Raw genomic sequence first — 14771 nt, forward strand, 5'->3', positions numbered from 1 at the left:
CGCTTGGGAAGGCGCCGAGGGGAGACAATATGAAGCGCCGCGGCGTGCTCAACCTGTTATTCCTCCAGTTCGTGATTGTCGCGGTTGTCGCGGCGATCATTTTTTTCGTGCGCGTCGCGCCTGGTTATCCAGTGTTGGCGGCGCTCTACGGTGGCGCGATGGCCATCGGCAATACATTGTTGCTGGTGCTTCGTACTCGCCGCGCCGGCGCGGCTAAGGCCTCGCCGCAGGCTCAGACAATGGGCCTGATGATCGGTATGTTCGAGCGGCTGGCGTTCACGCTGGTCGGTTTTGGCATAGGCATGGGCTGGTTGCGCCTGGATCCGTTGGCGCTGCTGGTCGGCTTCGGTTGCGCCCAGCTGGCCTACATAGGCGGCGGCGCTTCGCTCCGGCAGATGATGCCCGGCGCGGCTGAAGTCAAGCGATAAGGGGAAGATGGTGAGCGAAGGCGTTTTCACACAAGACCCATCGTCGGTCGAATACATCCAGCATCACCTGAGCAACCTGACACTGGGTAGCGGATTCTGGTCGGTGCATGCGGATACCATCGTGATCAGCTGGGTGCTGGGTGCGATTGCTCTATTCGTGGGATGGCGCGTCGGCAAGTCGATGTCGGCCGAAGAGCCGAGTGGTCTGCAGAACGGGCTCGAAGCGATTATCGAGTTCGTCGACGGCCAGGTGCGTTCGCTGTTCCCGCGCGCAGATCCGCTGGTCGGGCCGATGGCGCTGACGATCTTTATATGGGTGTTCCTGATGAACTTCATGGACATCATTCCGGTCGACCTGCTGCCGCTGACGGCCCAATGGGTTGGTCAGAACGTGTTCGGTGTGCCAGCGCACGAGGTGGCTTTCCGGGCAGTGCCTACGGCCGACCTGGCTGTACCGTTCGCGATGGCGATCACGGTGTTCTTGCTGTCTATCGTCTACGGTATTCGGGCCAAGGGGTTAGGGCGCTATTTGAAGGGGTATCTGACCCATCCCTTCGGTAAATATTTGGCGCCGGTCAACGTCGCGATGAGCGTGATTGAAGAAATCGCCAAGCCGCTATCGTTGGCGCTACGACTTTTCGGTAACTTGTTCGCCGGCGAGCTCGTGTTCATGCTCATCGCTCTGACCGGTTTCGCCTGGTACATGGCGCCATTGCAAGTGGCGCTCGGCTGGACTTGGACGGTGTTCCATCTGCTGATCATCGTGATCCAGGCATTCATCTTCATGCTGCTGTCGGTGGTCTATCTGGCCCTGGCGACCAGCGACGACGCGCACTAATCCTTAGTGCAATAAACTCCCACTAGCACACAGCTACTCGTCTTTTCCCAAGGAGGACAAATGGATCCGCAAGCTGCTGCCATGATCTACGCCTATACCGCCACCGGTGTTGGCATCATTCTGGGTCTCGCCGGTCTCGGATCGGCGCTCGGCTGGGGCCTGATCTGTTCACGTTTCATCGAAGCCATTGCACGTCAGCCCGAGCTGCGCCCGCAGCTGACTGGTCAGATGCTGTTCGTCGGCGGCCTGATGGAGGCATTCCCGTTCATCGTGTTGGGTATTGCCATGTGGTTCACGTTCGCGAATCCGTTCCTGAGCGGCCTGCAGTCGGCAGTCGGCGGCTAAGCAGCCGGCATTCGCCCACGGACGATCGATTCGTGTCGAGATGACACCGCAGGGGAGCTAACGTGAATATTGGACTTACGCTGCTCATCGAAGTGATCAGCTTTGCGCTGTTCATCTACTTCTTCGGCAAAGTGCTGTGGAAGCCGTTGATGCAGACCATGGACGCCCGGCGGCAACGCATCAGCGAAGGCTTGGCTGCCGCAGAGCGGGGCCGACTCGAGCTGGACGAAGCAGTCAAAGAGGCCGAATCCCGGATGGCCAAGGCACAGGAAGAGGCGCGTGAGCTTCTGTCCAATGCCCAGCGCCAGGCCAACGAAACGCTCGACAAGGCGCGCACCGATGCGCGTGCCGAAGGCGATCGCATCGTGACTGCCGCCCGCGAGGAAGTCGACCAGGCTGTGGCCTCGGCCAAAGAAGACCTGCGCCGCGAAGTCGGCGAGTTGGCCGTGATCGGTGCCGAGCGGATCTTGAAGCGTGAAATCGACGCCAAGGCCCACAACGACATCATCGACGACCTCGTCGCGGAGATTCGATAGCCATGGCCGATCGCTATACGTTGGCCCGCCCGTATGCCGAGGCAGTCTTCGAGATGGCCGAGGCCTCCGCAGGCGATGGTTTGTCGCAGTGGTCGGATGCTCTGGCCGGGCTATCGGCGATCGTGACCGACGATACGGTCGCGGCGTTGATGAACAACCCGCGGGTGTCAGACGACACATTGGCCGAAGCCATCATCGAGATCGGATCGGCCGATTTCGGCGAAGGGGCGCGCAATCTCGTGCGTCTGCTTATCGACAATGATCGTCTGTCGTTGGCGCCGGAGATCGCGGAACTGTTCGAGATCGAGCGTGCGGCGGCCGAGGATCGGCTCGATGTCGAGGTGTCCTCGGCCGTCGAGCTATCCGAAGCACAGCGAAAAGCTCTCGGCGAAGCGCTGGAAAAGCGTTTCGACCGTAAGGTTTCGATGTCTTTCGAGCAGGATGAATCGGTGATCGGCGGTGCGGTGATCCGGGCCGGCGATGTCGTGATCGATGGCTCGCTGACGGCTCAACTCGAGCGGATGCGGCAGTCACTCGCCCATTAAGGTCGACGCCGTCGCGTGGCCCACGCGACGAGAAGGATAAAGAGGAACAGATCAATGCAACTCAATCCGGCGGAAATTTCGGATCTGATCAAAAAGCGGATCGAGAACTTCGAGACCGTCACCGAGTCGCGCAATGTCGGTACCCTGGTCAGCCTGGCTGACGGCATTGCCCGTATCCACGGGCTGGCCAACGCCATGCAGGGCGAAATGCTCGAATTCCCGGGCGGCACCTATGGTGTTGCGCTCAACCTGGAGCGGGATTCGGTCGGCGCCGTGCTGATGGGCGAATATCGCCATATCTCGGAAGGCTGCGAAGTTCGGACCACGGGCAAGGTGCTGGAAGTGCCGGTCGGCGAGGCGCTGCTCGGTCGCGTGGTCGACCCGCTCGGCAACCCGATCGACGGCAAGGGTGAGATCGCCACCGATCAAACCTCGCCGATCGAGAAAGTCGCTCCGGGTGTGATCGCGCGCCAATCGGTGGATCAGCCGGTTCAAACCGGCCTCAAGGCCATCGATGCGATGGTACCGATCGGCCGTGGCCAGCGTGAGCTGATCATCGGCGACCGCCAGATCGGTAAGAGCGCGGTCGCGATCGACGCGATCATCAACCAGAAGGGCACGGGCATCAAATGCATCTACGTGGCCATCGGGCAGAAGAACAGCTCGGTCGCCAACGTGGTGCGCAAGCTCGAAGAACACGGCGCGATGGAGCACACCATCGTGGTGGCCGCTGGTGCCGCAATCTCGCCGGCTCTGCAATACATGGCGCCGTACGCCGGCTGCTCGATGGGCGAATATTTTCGCGACCGGGGCGAAGACGCACTGATCGTCTACGACGATCTGTCCAAGCAGGCCGTGGCCTATCGCCAGATTTCGCTACTGCTGCGGCGGCCGCCGGGGCGTGAAGCCTATCCGGGTGATGTGTTCTATCTGCATTCGCGTCTGCTCGAGCGTGCCGCGCGCATCAACGCCGACTACGTCGAAGAACTGACGGGCGGCGAAGTCAAGGGCAAGACTGGTTCGCTGACCGCGCTGCCGATCATCGAGACCCAGGCCGGCGACGTGTCGGCGTTCGTGCCGACCAACGTAATTTCGATCACCGACGGCCAGATCTATCTGGATACCGACAAGTTCAACTCCGGCAACCGCCCGGCGGTGGACGCCGGTCTATCGGTCTCGCGTGTCGGCGGCTCGGCCCAGACCAAGATCATCAAGAAGCTGGGTGGCGGCATTCGTCTGGCGCTGGCCCAGTATCGCGAACTCGCAGCGTTCGCCCAGTTCGCCTCCGACCTAGACGAGACGACCCGCAAACAGCTCGAGCATGGCGAACGCGTGACTCAGCTGATGGTGCAGAACCAGTATTCGCCGCTGTCGATCGCGTTGATGGCCTCTTCGCTGTTCGCTGCCGAGCAGGGCTATCTGGACGACGTCGAGACCGAAAAGGTCCGCGATTTCGAGACCGCCCTGCATCAGTATATGCAGTCCGAGCAGAAGGAACTGATCGACAAGATCAACCAGACCGGCGACTACTCGGATGAAATCCAGCAGGGGCTGCATTCGGCGTTGAAGTCCTTCAAGGAATCGCATACGTGGTGATCACCGCGCGCCATGCGCAGGTGGGCCGGGTAACGGTGCGCCTGCGCATGGCGGCGTTCGATAACGGAGTCCAGTGATGGCTGGTGCGAAGGAAGTCAAGACCAAGATCAAAAGCGTTCAGAATACGCAGAAGATCACCAAGGCCATGGAAATGGTCGCGGCCTCCAAGATGCGGCGTGCCCAGGAGCGGGTCGAAGCCTCACGGCCGTATGCCGCCAAGATCCGGCGTACGGTCGGCCATGTGGCACATGCCAATCTCGGCGGCAAGCACGATTTTCTGACCGAACGCGAACCACAGCGGGTCGGCCTGGTTGTCGTTTCGACCGACCGCGGTCTGTGTGGCGGCTTAAACATCAACCTGTTTCGACGGGTGCTGTCCGAGATCCAGGGATGGAACGCCAAGAACGTCGAGGTCGAACTGGTGGTCATCGGCCGTAAAGGTTTGGGGTTTTTCAAACGCTTTGCCAGCGTCAAGGCCGACGTGGTGGACCTGGGCGACCGGCCGCATCTGCAGGACCTGATCGGCACGGTCAAGGTGATGCTCGACGACTATCGCGAAGGCACGATCGACCGTGTCTTTCTGATGGGCAACGAGTTCGTCAATACGATGACCCAGCGACCCTACCGCCAGCAGCTGCTGCCGGTCGAGGAGAGCGAAGACGAGGAACTGTCCGATCGCTGGGACTATATTTACGAACCCGAAGACAATGGCCTGGTCGAAGATATTCTGATTCGTTTCGTCGAATCGCAGGTCTACCAGGGTGTGGTCGAGAACGTGGCCTGCGAGATGGCCGCGCGCATGGTAGCGATGAAGTCGGCCTCCGATAACGCTGGCGACATCATCGGCGACCTGCAGCTGGAGTACAACAAACAGCGTCAGGCCGCGATTACCCAGGAACTGTCGGAAATCGTGGCCGGCGCCGCAGCGGTGTCCTAGCCCGGGCCGTTTGACGACGCCCCACGTAACGCAATCAGAGAACAAGATACGCGGCAGCGCAGGCTGCCCAGTCGAGGAAACGCTATGAGTCTTGGAAAAGTCGTACAGATCATCGGCCCGGTGGTGGACGTCGAGTTCGACCACGAATCGCTGCCGAACATCTTCGATGCGCTCAAGCATAAAGAAACCGGCCTGGTTCTCGAGGTCGAGCAGCAGATCGGCGATGGCGTGGTGCGCTGCATCGCTATGGGGGTGACCGAAGGTCTGACCCGCGGCGGTGAAGTCGAGAACACCGGCAACCCGATTTCGGTGCCGGTAGGCCAAAAAACCCTGGGCCGTATCATGGATGTGCTGGGCGAGCCGATCGACCAGCAGGGCGAGATCGGTGCCGAGCAGACCGCGCCGATCCATCGCGATCCACCGACGTTCGAAGAACAGGCGGGCGGCCAAGAGCTGCTGGAAACCGGGATCAAGGTCATCGATCTGCTCTGCCCGTTCGCCAAGGGCGGCAAGGTCGGCCTGTTCGGCGGCGCCGGCGTGGGCAAGACCGTCAACATGATGGAACTCATCCGTAACATCGCCGCTGAGCATTCGGGTTACTCGGTGTTTGCCGGTGTAGGCGAGCGCACTCGTGAAGGCAACGACTTCTATCACGAGATGCAGGAATCGAAGGTCATCGACAAAGTCTCGCTGGTCTACGGCCAGATGAACGAGCCGCCGGGCAACCGTCTGCGCGTGGCGCTGACCGGGCTGACCATGGCCGAGTTCTTCCGTGATGAAGGCCGCGACGTGCTGATGTTCATCGACAACATCTATCGTTACACGCTGGCCGGGACCGAGGTGTCCGCGCTGCTGGGCCGTATGCCATCGGCGGTGGGCTATCAGCCGACGCTGGCCGAGGAAATGGGCCTGCTGCAGGAGCGCATCACTTCGACCAAGACTGGTTCGATCACCTCCGTCCAGGCCGTGTATGTGCCGGCTGACGACCTGACCGACCCGTCCCCGGCGACTACCTTCGCGCATCTGGACGCCACCGTCGTGCTGGCCCGTTCGATCGCCGAGCGCGGTATCTATCCGGCCGTGGACCCGCTGGATTCGACCTCGCGTCAGCTCGACCCGAACATCATCGGCAACGAGCACTACAACTGTGCCCGCGGCGTTCAGCAGACCCTGCAGCGCTATCGCGAACTCAAGGACATTATCGCGATTCTGGGTATGGACGAACTGTCCGAGGACGATAAGCTGGCCGTGGCCCGGGCGCGTAAAATCGAGCGTTTTCTGTCGCAACCGTTCTTCGTGGCCGAAGTGTTCACCGGCGCACCGGGCAAGTATGTCTCGCTGGCCGAGACCATTCGCGGCTTCCAGGGTATCGTCGACGGCGAGTACGACCATCTGCCGGAGCAGGCGTTCTACATGGTCGGGACCATCGATGAAGCCATCGCCAAGGGCGATGAGATGGCCAAGAAAGAAGACAAGGCGGCCTGATCAAGGCTGTTCGTCGCACGGCGGCCGCAATCCGGCCGCCGTCTGTGAATCGTCAGTGGCATAGGCAAGTGTTATGAAAATTCACGTCGATGTCGTCAGCGTGGAAGGCGAAATCTTCTCCGGCTCGGCCAGCATCGTGTACGCGCCCGCCGAAATGGGCGAGATCGGCATCATGCCTCGTCATGCGCCGCTTCTGACGCGTCTCAAGCCCGGTAACCTGCGCATTCACGACGAAAACGACGTCGAAGAGCAGGTCTTTGTTTCGGGCGGCCTGTTGGAAATCCAGCCGCATCTGATTACCGTGATGGCCGATACCGCCGAGCGGGCCGAAGATATCGACGAAGCGGAAGCCGAGAAAGCCAAGGAGCGGGCTGAACAGGCCGTATCCGAGGCCGAGGGCGAGGTCGATATCGAGCAGGCTCAGGCAGCTTTGACCGAAGCCGCTGCGAGGCTCGAAATGGTGCGCAAAATCCGTTCCGGCCACTAAGGTCGAACGGCTGACATTGGCCGTTCGGCTTTTAAGCGCTGGTTCACCGCGGCCGGTGGTGCCGATTGAGGCGAGTCGTTTCCGGCGGGCGCCTGCATCGCGGCTTGACGTGTCTTTCGTCTGAAGCGCTCTGCGTGGTTCGAATCTTGCAGGCTATCAAACCCAGCGGCTAAAGCGTCTGCCCATACTGGAACGTTAGATGGCTCGATGGCAGCCGATGCGATGCTGAATGGCTGGGGCAGCCTACGGGCCAGCCCTAGGTGGCCGGGTCGTATGGTCGCGACGCCTGGATAGTTCGACACGTCGATACCGGTGGGTCATTCGGTTGGGCAAGTGCGATGGCGAGCTTGGGGGGTCTGGGGCGACCAGGCGGCTCGGTGACTTGAGTCAGAGGCGTGCCCACGCTATATTGTTGCAGTGCGTCATGAACTATGGATGCGCCCTTCAGTTTTATACAAGCCATGCGAAAATACGCTGGATTACAGCATAACTTCGCTAGAGCCCTGTTGGTGGGAGGGCTGGCCTGCGTCGCCAGTATGGCCCAGGCCGATGGCAGCGACACGTTTTCTGTGTTTAGCGCCGACTTGAACCGCCAGGTACACGGCAGCAAACGCGCCGTCGATCTATCCGCCGGGCCACTGCGGTTGGGCGATGCCTCGGCATTTTTTGGCGTCGATTCCCTCAGCGACGATATGAACCACTATCTGACCAGTGGTCTACAGTGGGAAAGTGGCAAGAGCGGTAACACGCCGCTGATGTCGGTCGGCGCCATGCATACCGTATCGCGCGGGGCCAGTTTTTCCAGCCAGACCCTGGTCCGCGCCGAGACCCAGCTCGATCTCGGCGGTCGCTGGTATCTACCCGATCTGACGCTACAGACCGACCAGCTATCGAGCGGTGGCGGACAGGGGCTCGGTCTCAATGGTCGGGCCACCCATTTCGGCTTCGGAAACGATTTCGACAAAGGGGGGTATCACGTCGCTTATTTTCGGGCCGATAGCGACTACACGCCCTGGGGGGGGGCGCTGACTGCAGGCGACCGCGGCGTTGAACTGAGCGGCCGGTACAACCTCGGTAGTCGTTGGCGTTTGAGCAATACGCTGCAGCTTCATGATGGCGATATCAAGACTGGCACCAATCATGCTGTTGTGGATAAATGGCAGCTGAGTGGTGTCAATGCGCCTACCGATATCGGCCAGCCATGGCGTCTGAGTGCCCAGCTCGGCGATGTCGGGCTGAATGATCGCGTGGATCGCACGCCGCTGGCGATCCAGTTCGCCTCGCAGACGCATCGCTGGCGTGATTGGCACATCGATTCGGCGCTGGGGTGGTATCAAGGTCAGGTGACGACCCCCTATGCCATGCCGATCGACGGCGGGCTGTGGGAAGTGTCGGCCAGCCACTATCTGGATTTCGGCGGCCTGCGGACGCGACTGCGCCCGAGCTTCTCGATCGGCGGCAGCCGCTATGGCCAGCAGGCACTTGGCAGCCGAACCGGTGTCGCGATGGGCTTTCCCGGTTTGCTCGACAATGTGGCATTGAGTGTCGACTATCTATCGGCCGGTTGGGGCCCGACCGCCGGCCGGCCCGATATGCAGTTGTCGTTAAACGTCAGTCAGAATGCCGGTGCGCTGCTGCCGCGTCTGAACTCGCTGGTCGATCGCCTGCGAGGCGGCTGGTTCGGGCAGTAGTCGCGCGGCCGGTGGCGATGCCAGGGGGCGGTGCGGGCATCATTCGAACACGGCGATTTGCGGCACAAGGTATGATGTCTGTAGGACGAATCCTCTCGTCCGGCGATATTCCCGGCACCGTTCATTTCCCGGTCATCCGTTTTGGCGTGTCATAGGCAGCTTATAGCCAGGCATTTGTCTGCTCATGCGCGATCGGTACGAACTATGCTTGTCCGGTCGTCGCAATAAAGCAAAAGGTTTTGTGTTCATGCGCATGTATTCGATCGACCCGCGGCGAAAGCTGCACACTGCCAGTCGTTGCGCGGGGTTGGTTCTGCTCGGTGCCACGCTGATTGGCCCGGTCTATGCCGCCGCGTCTGAGTCGGACGCCTCTGCCTCTACACAGGCCGATCAAGCCAAGCACAAAAACGACAACGCCAAGTCGGATCAAAACGGTCAATCCTCGGCCCCGGCCAAAAAGGATGCCTCAAAATCGGCCGAACAGGGCAAGGACCAAAACAAGCCGGACGAGCAAAAGCAGTCCAAACCGAAGCAAACCTTTGGTTACGAGCAGCTGATTGAGCGTGCCAAGAAACTGTCCAAGGACGACTACAACGCGCCGGACCAGATTCCGCAGTTTCTTTCGAAGCTGAGCGCGAACGATCTATCGAAGATCAACTACAAGCGCGATGCCGCGCTTTGGCATGCACAGAAACAGCCGTTCCAGGTGATGTTCTATCACCCGGGTTTGTATTACGACCACGCGGTTAAAATCCATGTGGTGAAAGACGGTCAGACGCAAACCTTCAAATTCGACAAGAACGACTTCGACTATCCCAGCGACGATTTGAAGAAGAAGGTCCCGGATGATTTGGGATATGCCGGGTTGAAGATCCTGCATGCGCTCGGCGACTCGCAGAAGATGGATGAGGTGATGTCGTTCCTTGGCGCCTCCTATTTTCGGGCGCTAGGGGCTGGTGAACACTACGGCCTATCGGCGCGCGGCCTGGCGATCGATACCGGTAATACCCAGAAAGGCGAGGAGTTTCCGAACTTCACCGATTTCTGGCTGGTCGATCCGGGCAAGCAGTCCGACGAAGTCATGCTCTATGCTCTGCTTGATTCCCCGAGCGTGACCGGCGCTTACAAGTTCGTGATCTCCCCCGGGCAGGCCACGCATACGCATGTCGAGGAAACCCTGTTCACGCGGACGGCGATCAACAAACTTGGCATTGCGCCTTTGACCAGCATGTTCACCTGGGGTGAAAACAGCCTGGCTCGGCTCGACGACTATCGGCCTGAAGCCCACGACTCGGACGGTATGCTGGTGTCGGCCGCCAACGGTGAATGGCTATGGCGGCCGCTGGTCAATCCCCAGCAACTGTGGATGAATCAGTTCGATGCGACCAACGTGCGTGGCTTCGGCTTGATGCAGCGCGACCGCAAGTTCGACGATTACCAGGATCTGGACTACGAGTACGAAAAACGCCCCAATGCCTGGATCACGCCGGACGGTGACTGGGGCAAGGGCCATATCGAGCTGGTCGAAATTCCCTCGGATTCAGAGGTTAACGACAACGTCTCGCTGTACTGGGTGCCGGACGAGGCGGTCAAGGCCGGCCAGCGTCTGCATTTCGCCTACGATATCAAGTGGTCGACCGACTTGGCCGTGCCGAAATCGCTAGGGCATGCCGTTGCGACTCGCGTCGGCATGGCAGCGGTAGCCCCGGGCCAGCAGAAAAACCAAGTTCGGGTCGCGGTCGATTTCGTGGGCGGCGAACTGTCCAAGCTGACCGATGCCAACTCGGTCCAGCCCAAAGTCAACGCCACCCGCGATGTGACGATCAATAATATTCAGGCGGTACGCAACCCGAATACTGGCGGCTGGCGCCTGACCTTTCTGGTACCGACCGGAGCGCTGGAACAGCCACTCGAGCTTCGGGCCTATCTGGCCGACGCCAACGGCGGCGGTCTGACTGAAACCTGGAGCTATCTGCTGGCAACGCCGTGATCGAACAAACCACTACACAAGACACACCGCTGGAACGCGTCGACGCCTATCTGGCCGAGCTGAATCTGGACAGCGCTCGGGCGACCGAGCTGCGCGAGCAAGTTCGGAGTGCTCAGCCGAAGACCCACGAGGCCGCGTTAACGGCTCTCTATGAGGCCTTGGCCAAGGGCTATGCAGACGCAGATGGGCGAGCCGCTGAGGAAGGCGCGCTCGCAGCCCGCATCGAAGCAGCCTACCCGGCCTTAGTGAGCCGTCGCCACGCCGTGGGTGGCGCGGGGTATCGGGGCGCCTCGATGCCCCGGCTCAATCGCTGGTCGATGTCGCCGGCGGCAATGGATCGCCGCCCCTGGCGTTTTTTAGCCAAGCTGCTGCCCCGGGTCGAACTGCGACTGCGTTTGCCTAAGTCCGTGCCCAGCCGGCTGCGTAACATCGTGCGTCTGCGCCAGGCGTTTCTATTCGTTCTGGTCGCACTGCCGGCCGCCGGCGCTACGTTTTATATGCTCACAGTCTTGCCGCATCAGGGTAAGACGGCGCTCGAAGTGGTCATCTTGGCGTTGGCTGCCCTGCTGTTCGCCTGGATTCTGGTGGGGTTCTGGACCGCCATGGCCGGTTTTTTCGTGCTCTGGCAGGGCGACAAGTATCGCGTCTCGGCCGACAATGGTTCGCCGGTCGAAGACTATGCACGGACGGCGATCGTCATGCCGATCTACGAAGAGGACGTGGCGCGGACGTTCGCTGGTCTACGATCGATGTACGAATCGCTCCAGGCTACCGGCCGGCTGGATGAGTTCGACTTCTTCGTGCTGAGCGATTCGGTCAAGCCGGATACGATCGCCGCCGAGGAACGGACTTGGGCTGAGACCTGCCGGACGCTCGATGCCTTCGATCGGTTCTTCTATCGGCGCCGTCGGGCCCGGGTCAAGCGCAAGAGTGGCAACCTGGCCGACTTCTGTCGGCGCTGGGGCGGACACTATCGCTATATGATCGTGCTCGATGCGGATTCACTGATGGTTGGCTCGACGTTGACCGCCATGGTCGATCGCATGCAGGCCAATCCGGGCGCCGGGCTGATCCAGACGCCGCCGACCGCGGTTAATCGTTCGAGTTTTTTGGCTCGCGTGCAACAGTTCGCCACCCGGGTCTATGGCCGGATGTTTGCTGCGGGCCTGCATTACTGGCATTTGGATAACGCCCACTACTGGGGCCATAACGCGATCATTCGTATTGCGCCGTTCATGGCGCACTGTGCGTTGCCGCGTTTGCCCGGTCGGGGGGCGTTGTCCGGCGAGATTCTGTCGCATGATTTTGTCGAAGCCGCGCTTATGCGCCGGGCAGGCTGGGGCGTCTATATCGCCTACGACCTGCCGGGCAGCTATGAAGAAGTGCCGCCGACTCTGATTGATGAACTCGGCCGAGACCGGCGCTGGTGCCAGGGCAATATTCAGCATCTGCGCCTGTTGTTCTCGGATAATCTCGCGCCGGCCCACCGGGCGTTGTTCGCCAACGGGGTCATGGCCTATACCTCGGCTGCGATCTGGTTCGTGTTTCTCGTGCTGTCTTCGAGCGAAGCAGTCATGGAAGCACTCAAGACACCGGATTACTTTCCGTCGCCCGGGGCGTTGTTCCCGTCCTGGCCGGTTTGGCAGCCGATCTGGGCGGTGAGTCTGTTCTGTGCCACGTTGGTAGTGTTGTTTCTGCCCAAGATCTTGGGCGTAGCGATGATCATTGCTCGTGGTCGCCAGAAAGACTTCGGCGGCGTGGGGAATCTGATTGGCTCCACGCTGATCGAGATCGTGCTGACTTCGTTACTAGCGCCGGTACGCATGCTCTCGCATACCCTGTTCGTGTTCACTACGCTGATTGGCAAACAGGTGAAATGGAACAGCCAGCAGCGCGCCGATTCCCAGGTGCCGTGGCTGACTGCGCTACGCTTCCATCTGCCGGGCATGTTGCTGGCCGTGGTCTGGGGCACGATTTTGTATGTGTATACGCCGGGCTTTTTCCCGTGGCTGCTGCCAATTCTGGTGCCGCTGTTCGTAGCCCCCATCCTGACCGTGATTACCTCACGGGTGGATATCGGCGTATGGATGCGCAACAACGGGCTGCAGCTGATTCCCGAAGAATGGCGACCGCCGACCGAGCTAAGGCGGGTGACCGATATCGAATCCGAGCTTCGAGAGGCGGATTTCTTGGATATCGTGGCTAACCCGAGCCTGAGCGCGCTGCATGTCGGCCTTCAAGGCGGCCCCCGACGGCTGGATCCGGCGGTAGCCCATTATCGCGACGAGATCGCCCAGCGCGCGCTGGCCGAAGGCCCGAACGCTCTCAATGCCCAGGAACAGGGCACTTTGCTGGCGGATCCGCAGCGTCTGGAATGGCTGCATCGTGCGATTTGGTCCGCCGAGGTGCTGCCGAGTTGGCTGGCCGAGCGGATCAATCGCACAGACAGTCTTACATCGGTCACGGCATCGGCTGTATAGTCGCAGCGATAGGTCGTTTGGGGGCGAGAATAAGGGATGAGTCTGCACATCGTCATACTGGCGGCGGGCCAGGGAAAACGCATGAATTCGGCGTTGCCGAAAGTGTTGCAAACGCTGGGGGACCGACCGCTGCTCAAGCACGTCGTCGAGTCCGCCCAGGCCTTGGACCCGGCCCGCATACACGTCGTCTATGGCCACGGTGGGCAGGCGGTCCAGTCGGCCCTGGGTTATCTGGACGTCAACTGGGTGTTCCAGGCCGAACAGCTCGGTACAGGGCATGCCGTGGCCCAAGCTATGGATGCCATCCCCGATGACGCCCAGGTTCTGGTGTTGTATGGCGATGTGCCGCTGGTTCGTCCGGCCACGCTTGGCCATCTGGTCGGGGCCGCAGGCCAGCACGCGCTGGCTCTGCTGACTGTCGTGCTCGACAATCCGGCCGGCTACGGCCGGGTGCTGCGCGATGACAATAATCGTGTGGTCGGCATCGTCGAGGACAAAGACGCCAGCACCGACGAGCGCCATATCCGTGAAACCAATACCGGCCTGCTTTGTGCTCAGAGCAATCATCTGCGCGACTGGCTCGCACGGCTGACCAATGCCAACGCCCAGGGCGAGTATTATCTGACCGATTGCATCGGTCTGGCGGCCGAAGACGAGGTGGCGGTGGTCGCCGGCCAAGCTGGCACCGTGGCTGAAACCCAGGGCATCAACAACCGGCTCGACCTATCGCGGGCCGAACGGCTGTTCCAGCGCCGACAGGCTGAAACACTCATGGCCGCCGGGCTGACGCTGCGCGATCCGGGCCGGTTCGATCTGCGGGGCACGCTCAAGGCCGGCCGCGATACCGTCATCGATATCGATGTGGTCATCGAAGGCGATGTCGTGCTCGGCGAAGGCGTCACGATCGGCCCGCACTGTGTACTGCGGCATTGCCAGATCGAGGACCACACTCAGGTGGCTTCGCATACGGTGATCGAGCACGCCAGCATCGGCGCGCGTTGCCAGATCGGCCCGTTTGCTCGCCTGCGTCCTGAAACCCGGGTCGCCGATCGGGCCAAGATCGGCAACTTCGTCGAGACCAAGAAAACCACGCTGGGCATCGGTAGCAAGGTCAATCACCTAAGCTATGTTGGCGATGCCCGCGTCGGGCGCAACGTCAATATCGGTGCAGGTGTGATCACCTGCAACTACGATGGCGCCAACAAGTACGTCACCCAGATTGGCGATGATGCCTTTATCGGCTCCGATTGCCAGTTAGTGGCGCCGGTAGCGGTCGAGCAGGGCGCCACCATTGGGGCCGGTACGACGCTGACGCAAACGGCGCCGGCGAACAAACTTACGCTTGGCCGGGCCCGTCAAACGACGATCGATGGCTGGCAGCGGCCCAAAAAACATAATCCCGGCCACCAGTAG

13 protein-coding genes are annotated in these 14771 nt (G+C 60.9%); all 13 read left to right on the plus strand.

From position 1 onward, the window contains the following. The first annotated feature begins 29 nt into the window (after nt 1–29). The 13 genes from V5738_RS00490 (at nt 30) to glmU (ending at nt 14771) form a co-directional block, all read left to right on the plus strand. On the plus strand, nt 30–428 hold the full coding sequence (locus tag V5738_RS00490) for an ATP synthase subunit I (protein ID WP_423822431.1): 399 nt from the start codon (nt 30–32) through the stop codon (nt 426–428). Between the two features lie 10 nt (nt 429–438). Beyond that, nucleotides 439–1266: a F0F1 ATP synthase subunit A gene (atpB, locus tag V5738_RS00495; RefSeq protein WP_423822432.1), complete on the plus strand. Its 828-nt coding sequence runs from the start codon at nt 439–441 to the stop codon at nt 1264–1266. Nucleotides 1267–1326: 60 nt separating this feature from the next. Beyond that, nucleotides 1327–1611 carry a F0F1 ATP synthase subunit C gene (atpE, locus tag V5738_RS00500; RefSeq protein WP_423822433.1) on the plus strand — a complete coding sequence of 95 codons (285 nt, stop codon included), beginning with the start codon at nt 1327–1329 and terminating at the stop codon, nt 1609–1611. A gap of 62 nt (nt 1612–1673) precedes the next feature. After that, nucleotides 1674–2147: a F0F1 ATP synthase subunit B gene (locus V5738_RS00505; RefSeq protein ID WP_423822434.1), complete on the plus strand. Its 474-nt coding sequence runs from the start codon at nt 1674–1676 to the stop codon at nt 2145–2147. Between the two features lie 2 nt (nt 2148–2149). Further along, nucleotides 2150–2692 carry a F0F1 ATP synthase subunit delta gene (locus V5738_RS00510; protein ID WP_423822435.1) on the plus strand — a complete coding sequence of 181 codons (543 nt, stop codon included), beginning with the start codon at nt 2150–2152 and terminating at the stop codon, nt 2690–2692. A 54-nt stretch (nt 2693–2746) separates the two neighbouring features. Continuing rightward, on the plus strand, nt 2747–4288 hold the full coding sequence (gene atpA, locus V5738_RS00515; RefSeq protein WP_423822436.1) for a F0F1 ATP synthase subunit alpha: 1542 nt from the start codon (nt 2747–2749) through the stop codon (nt 4286–4288). A gap of 76 nt (nt 4289–4364) precedes the next feature. Then, nucleotides 4365–5225, plus strand: coding sequence for a F0F1 ATP synthase subunit gamma (atpG, locus tag V5738_RS00520; RefSeq protein ID WP_423822437.1), 861 nt, complete (start codon nt 4365–4367; stop codon nt 5223–5225). Nucleotides 5226–5309: 84 nt separating this feature from the next. Beyond that, a complete protein-coding gene (gene atpD, locus V5738_RS00525; RefSeq protein ID WP_423822438.1) occupies nt 5310–6710 on the plus strand; it encodes a F0F1 ATP synthase subunit beta in 1401 nt (466 codons plus the stop codon). A 73-nt stretch (nt 6711–6783) separates the two neighbouring features. After that, nucleotides 6784–7197 (plus strand): F0F1 ATP synthase subunit epsilon, encoded by a 414-nt coding sequence (locus V5738_RS00530; protein WP_423822439.1) that lies wholly within the window; start codon nt 6784–6786, stop codon nt 7195–7197. Between the two features lie 536 nt (nt 7198–7733). Continuing rightward, entirely contained in the window at nt 7734–8888 is a 1155-nt protein-coding gene (locus tag V5738_RS00535) for a hypothetical protein (protein ID WP_423822440.1), read from the plus strand. Between the two features lie 247 nt (nt 8889–9135). Continuing rightward, on the plus strand, nt 9136–10878 hold the full coding sequence (locus V5738_RS00540) for a glucan biosynthesis protein (RefSeq protein ID WP_423822441.1): 1743 nt from the start codon (nt 9136–9138) through the stop codon (nt 10876–10878). Continuing rightward, on the plus strand, nt 10875–13358 hold the full coding sequence (mdoH, locus tag V5738_RS00545) for a glucans biosynthesis glucosyltransferase MdoH (RefSeq protein WP_423822442.1): 2484 nt from the start codon (nt 10875–10877) through the stop codon (nt 13356–13358). Before V5738_RS00540 ends, mdoH begins: the two co-directional genes overlap by 4 nt. Nucleotides 13359–13394: 36 nt before the next feature. Next, nucleotides 13395–14771, plus strand: coding sequence for a bifunctional UDP-N-acetylglucosamine diphosphorylase/glucosamine-1-phosphate N-acetyltransferase GlmU (gene glmU, locus V5738_RS00550; RefSeq protein ID WP_423822443.1), 1377 nt, complete (start codon nt 13395–13397; stop codon nt 14769–14771).

This window comes from Salinisphaera sp. SPP-AMP-43, from assembly GCF_049568105.1.
Taxonomy (GTDB): domain Bacteria; phylum Pseudomonadota; class Gammaproteobacteria; order Nevskiales; family Salinisphaeraceae; genus Salinisphaera.

Coding starts and splice junctions, on each gene's coding strand:
- V5738_RS00490 (WP_423822431.1), top strand. CDS start 30: ATGAAGCGCCGCGGCGTGCTCAACCTGTTATTCCTCCAGTTCGTGATT.
- atpE (WP_423822433.1), top strand. CDS start 1,327: ATGGATCCGCAAGCTGCTGCCATGATCTACGCCTATACCGCCACCGGT.
- V5738_RS00510 (WP_423822435.1), top strand. CDS start 2,150: ATGGCCGATCGCTATACGTTGGCCCGCCCGTATGCCGAGGCAGTCTTC.
- atpA (WP_423822436.1), top strand. CDS start 2,747: ATGCAACTCAATCCGGCGGAAATTTCGGATCTGATCAAAAAGCGGATC.
- atpG (WP_423822437.1), top strand. CDS start 4,365: ATGGCTGGTGCGAAGGAAGTCAAGACCAAGATCAAAAGCGTTCAGAAT.
- atpD (WP_423822438.1), top strand. CDS start 5,310: ATGAGTCTTGGAAAAGTCGTACAGATCATCGGCCCGGTGGTGGACGTC.
- V5738_RS00530 (WP_423822439.1), top strand. CDS start 6,784: ATGAAAATTCACGTCGATGTCGTCAGCGTGGAAGGCGAAATCTTCTCC.
- V5738_RS00535 (WP_423822440.1), top strand. CDS start 7,734: ATGGCCCAGGCCGATGGCAGCGACACGTTTTCTGTGTTTAGCGCCGAC.
- V5738_RS00540 (WP_423822441.1), top strand. CDS start 9,136: ATGCGCATGTATTCGATCGACCCGCGGCGAAAGCTGCACACTGCCAGT.
- glmU (WP_423822443.1), top strand. CDS start 13,395: ATGAGTCTGCACATCGTCATACTGGCGGCGGGCCAGGGAAAACGCATG.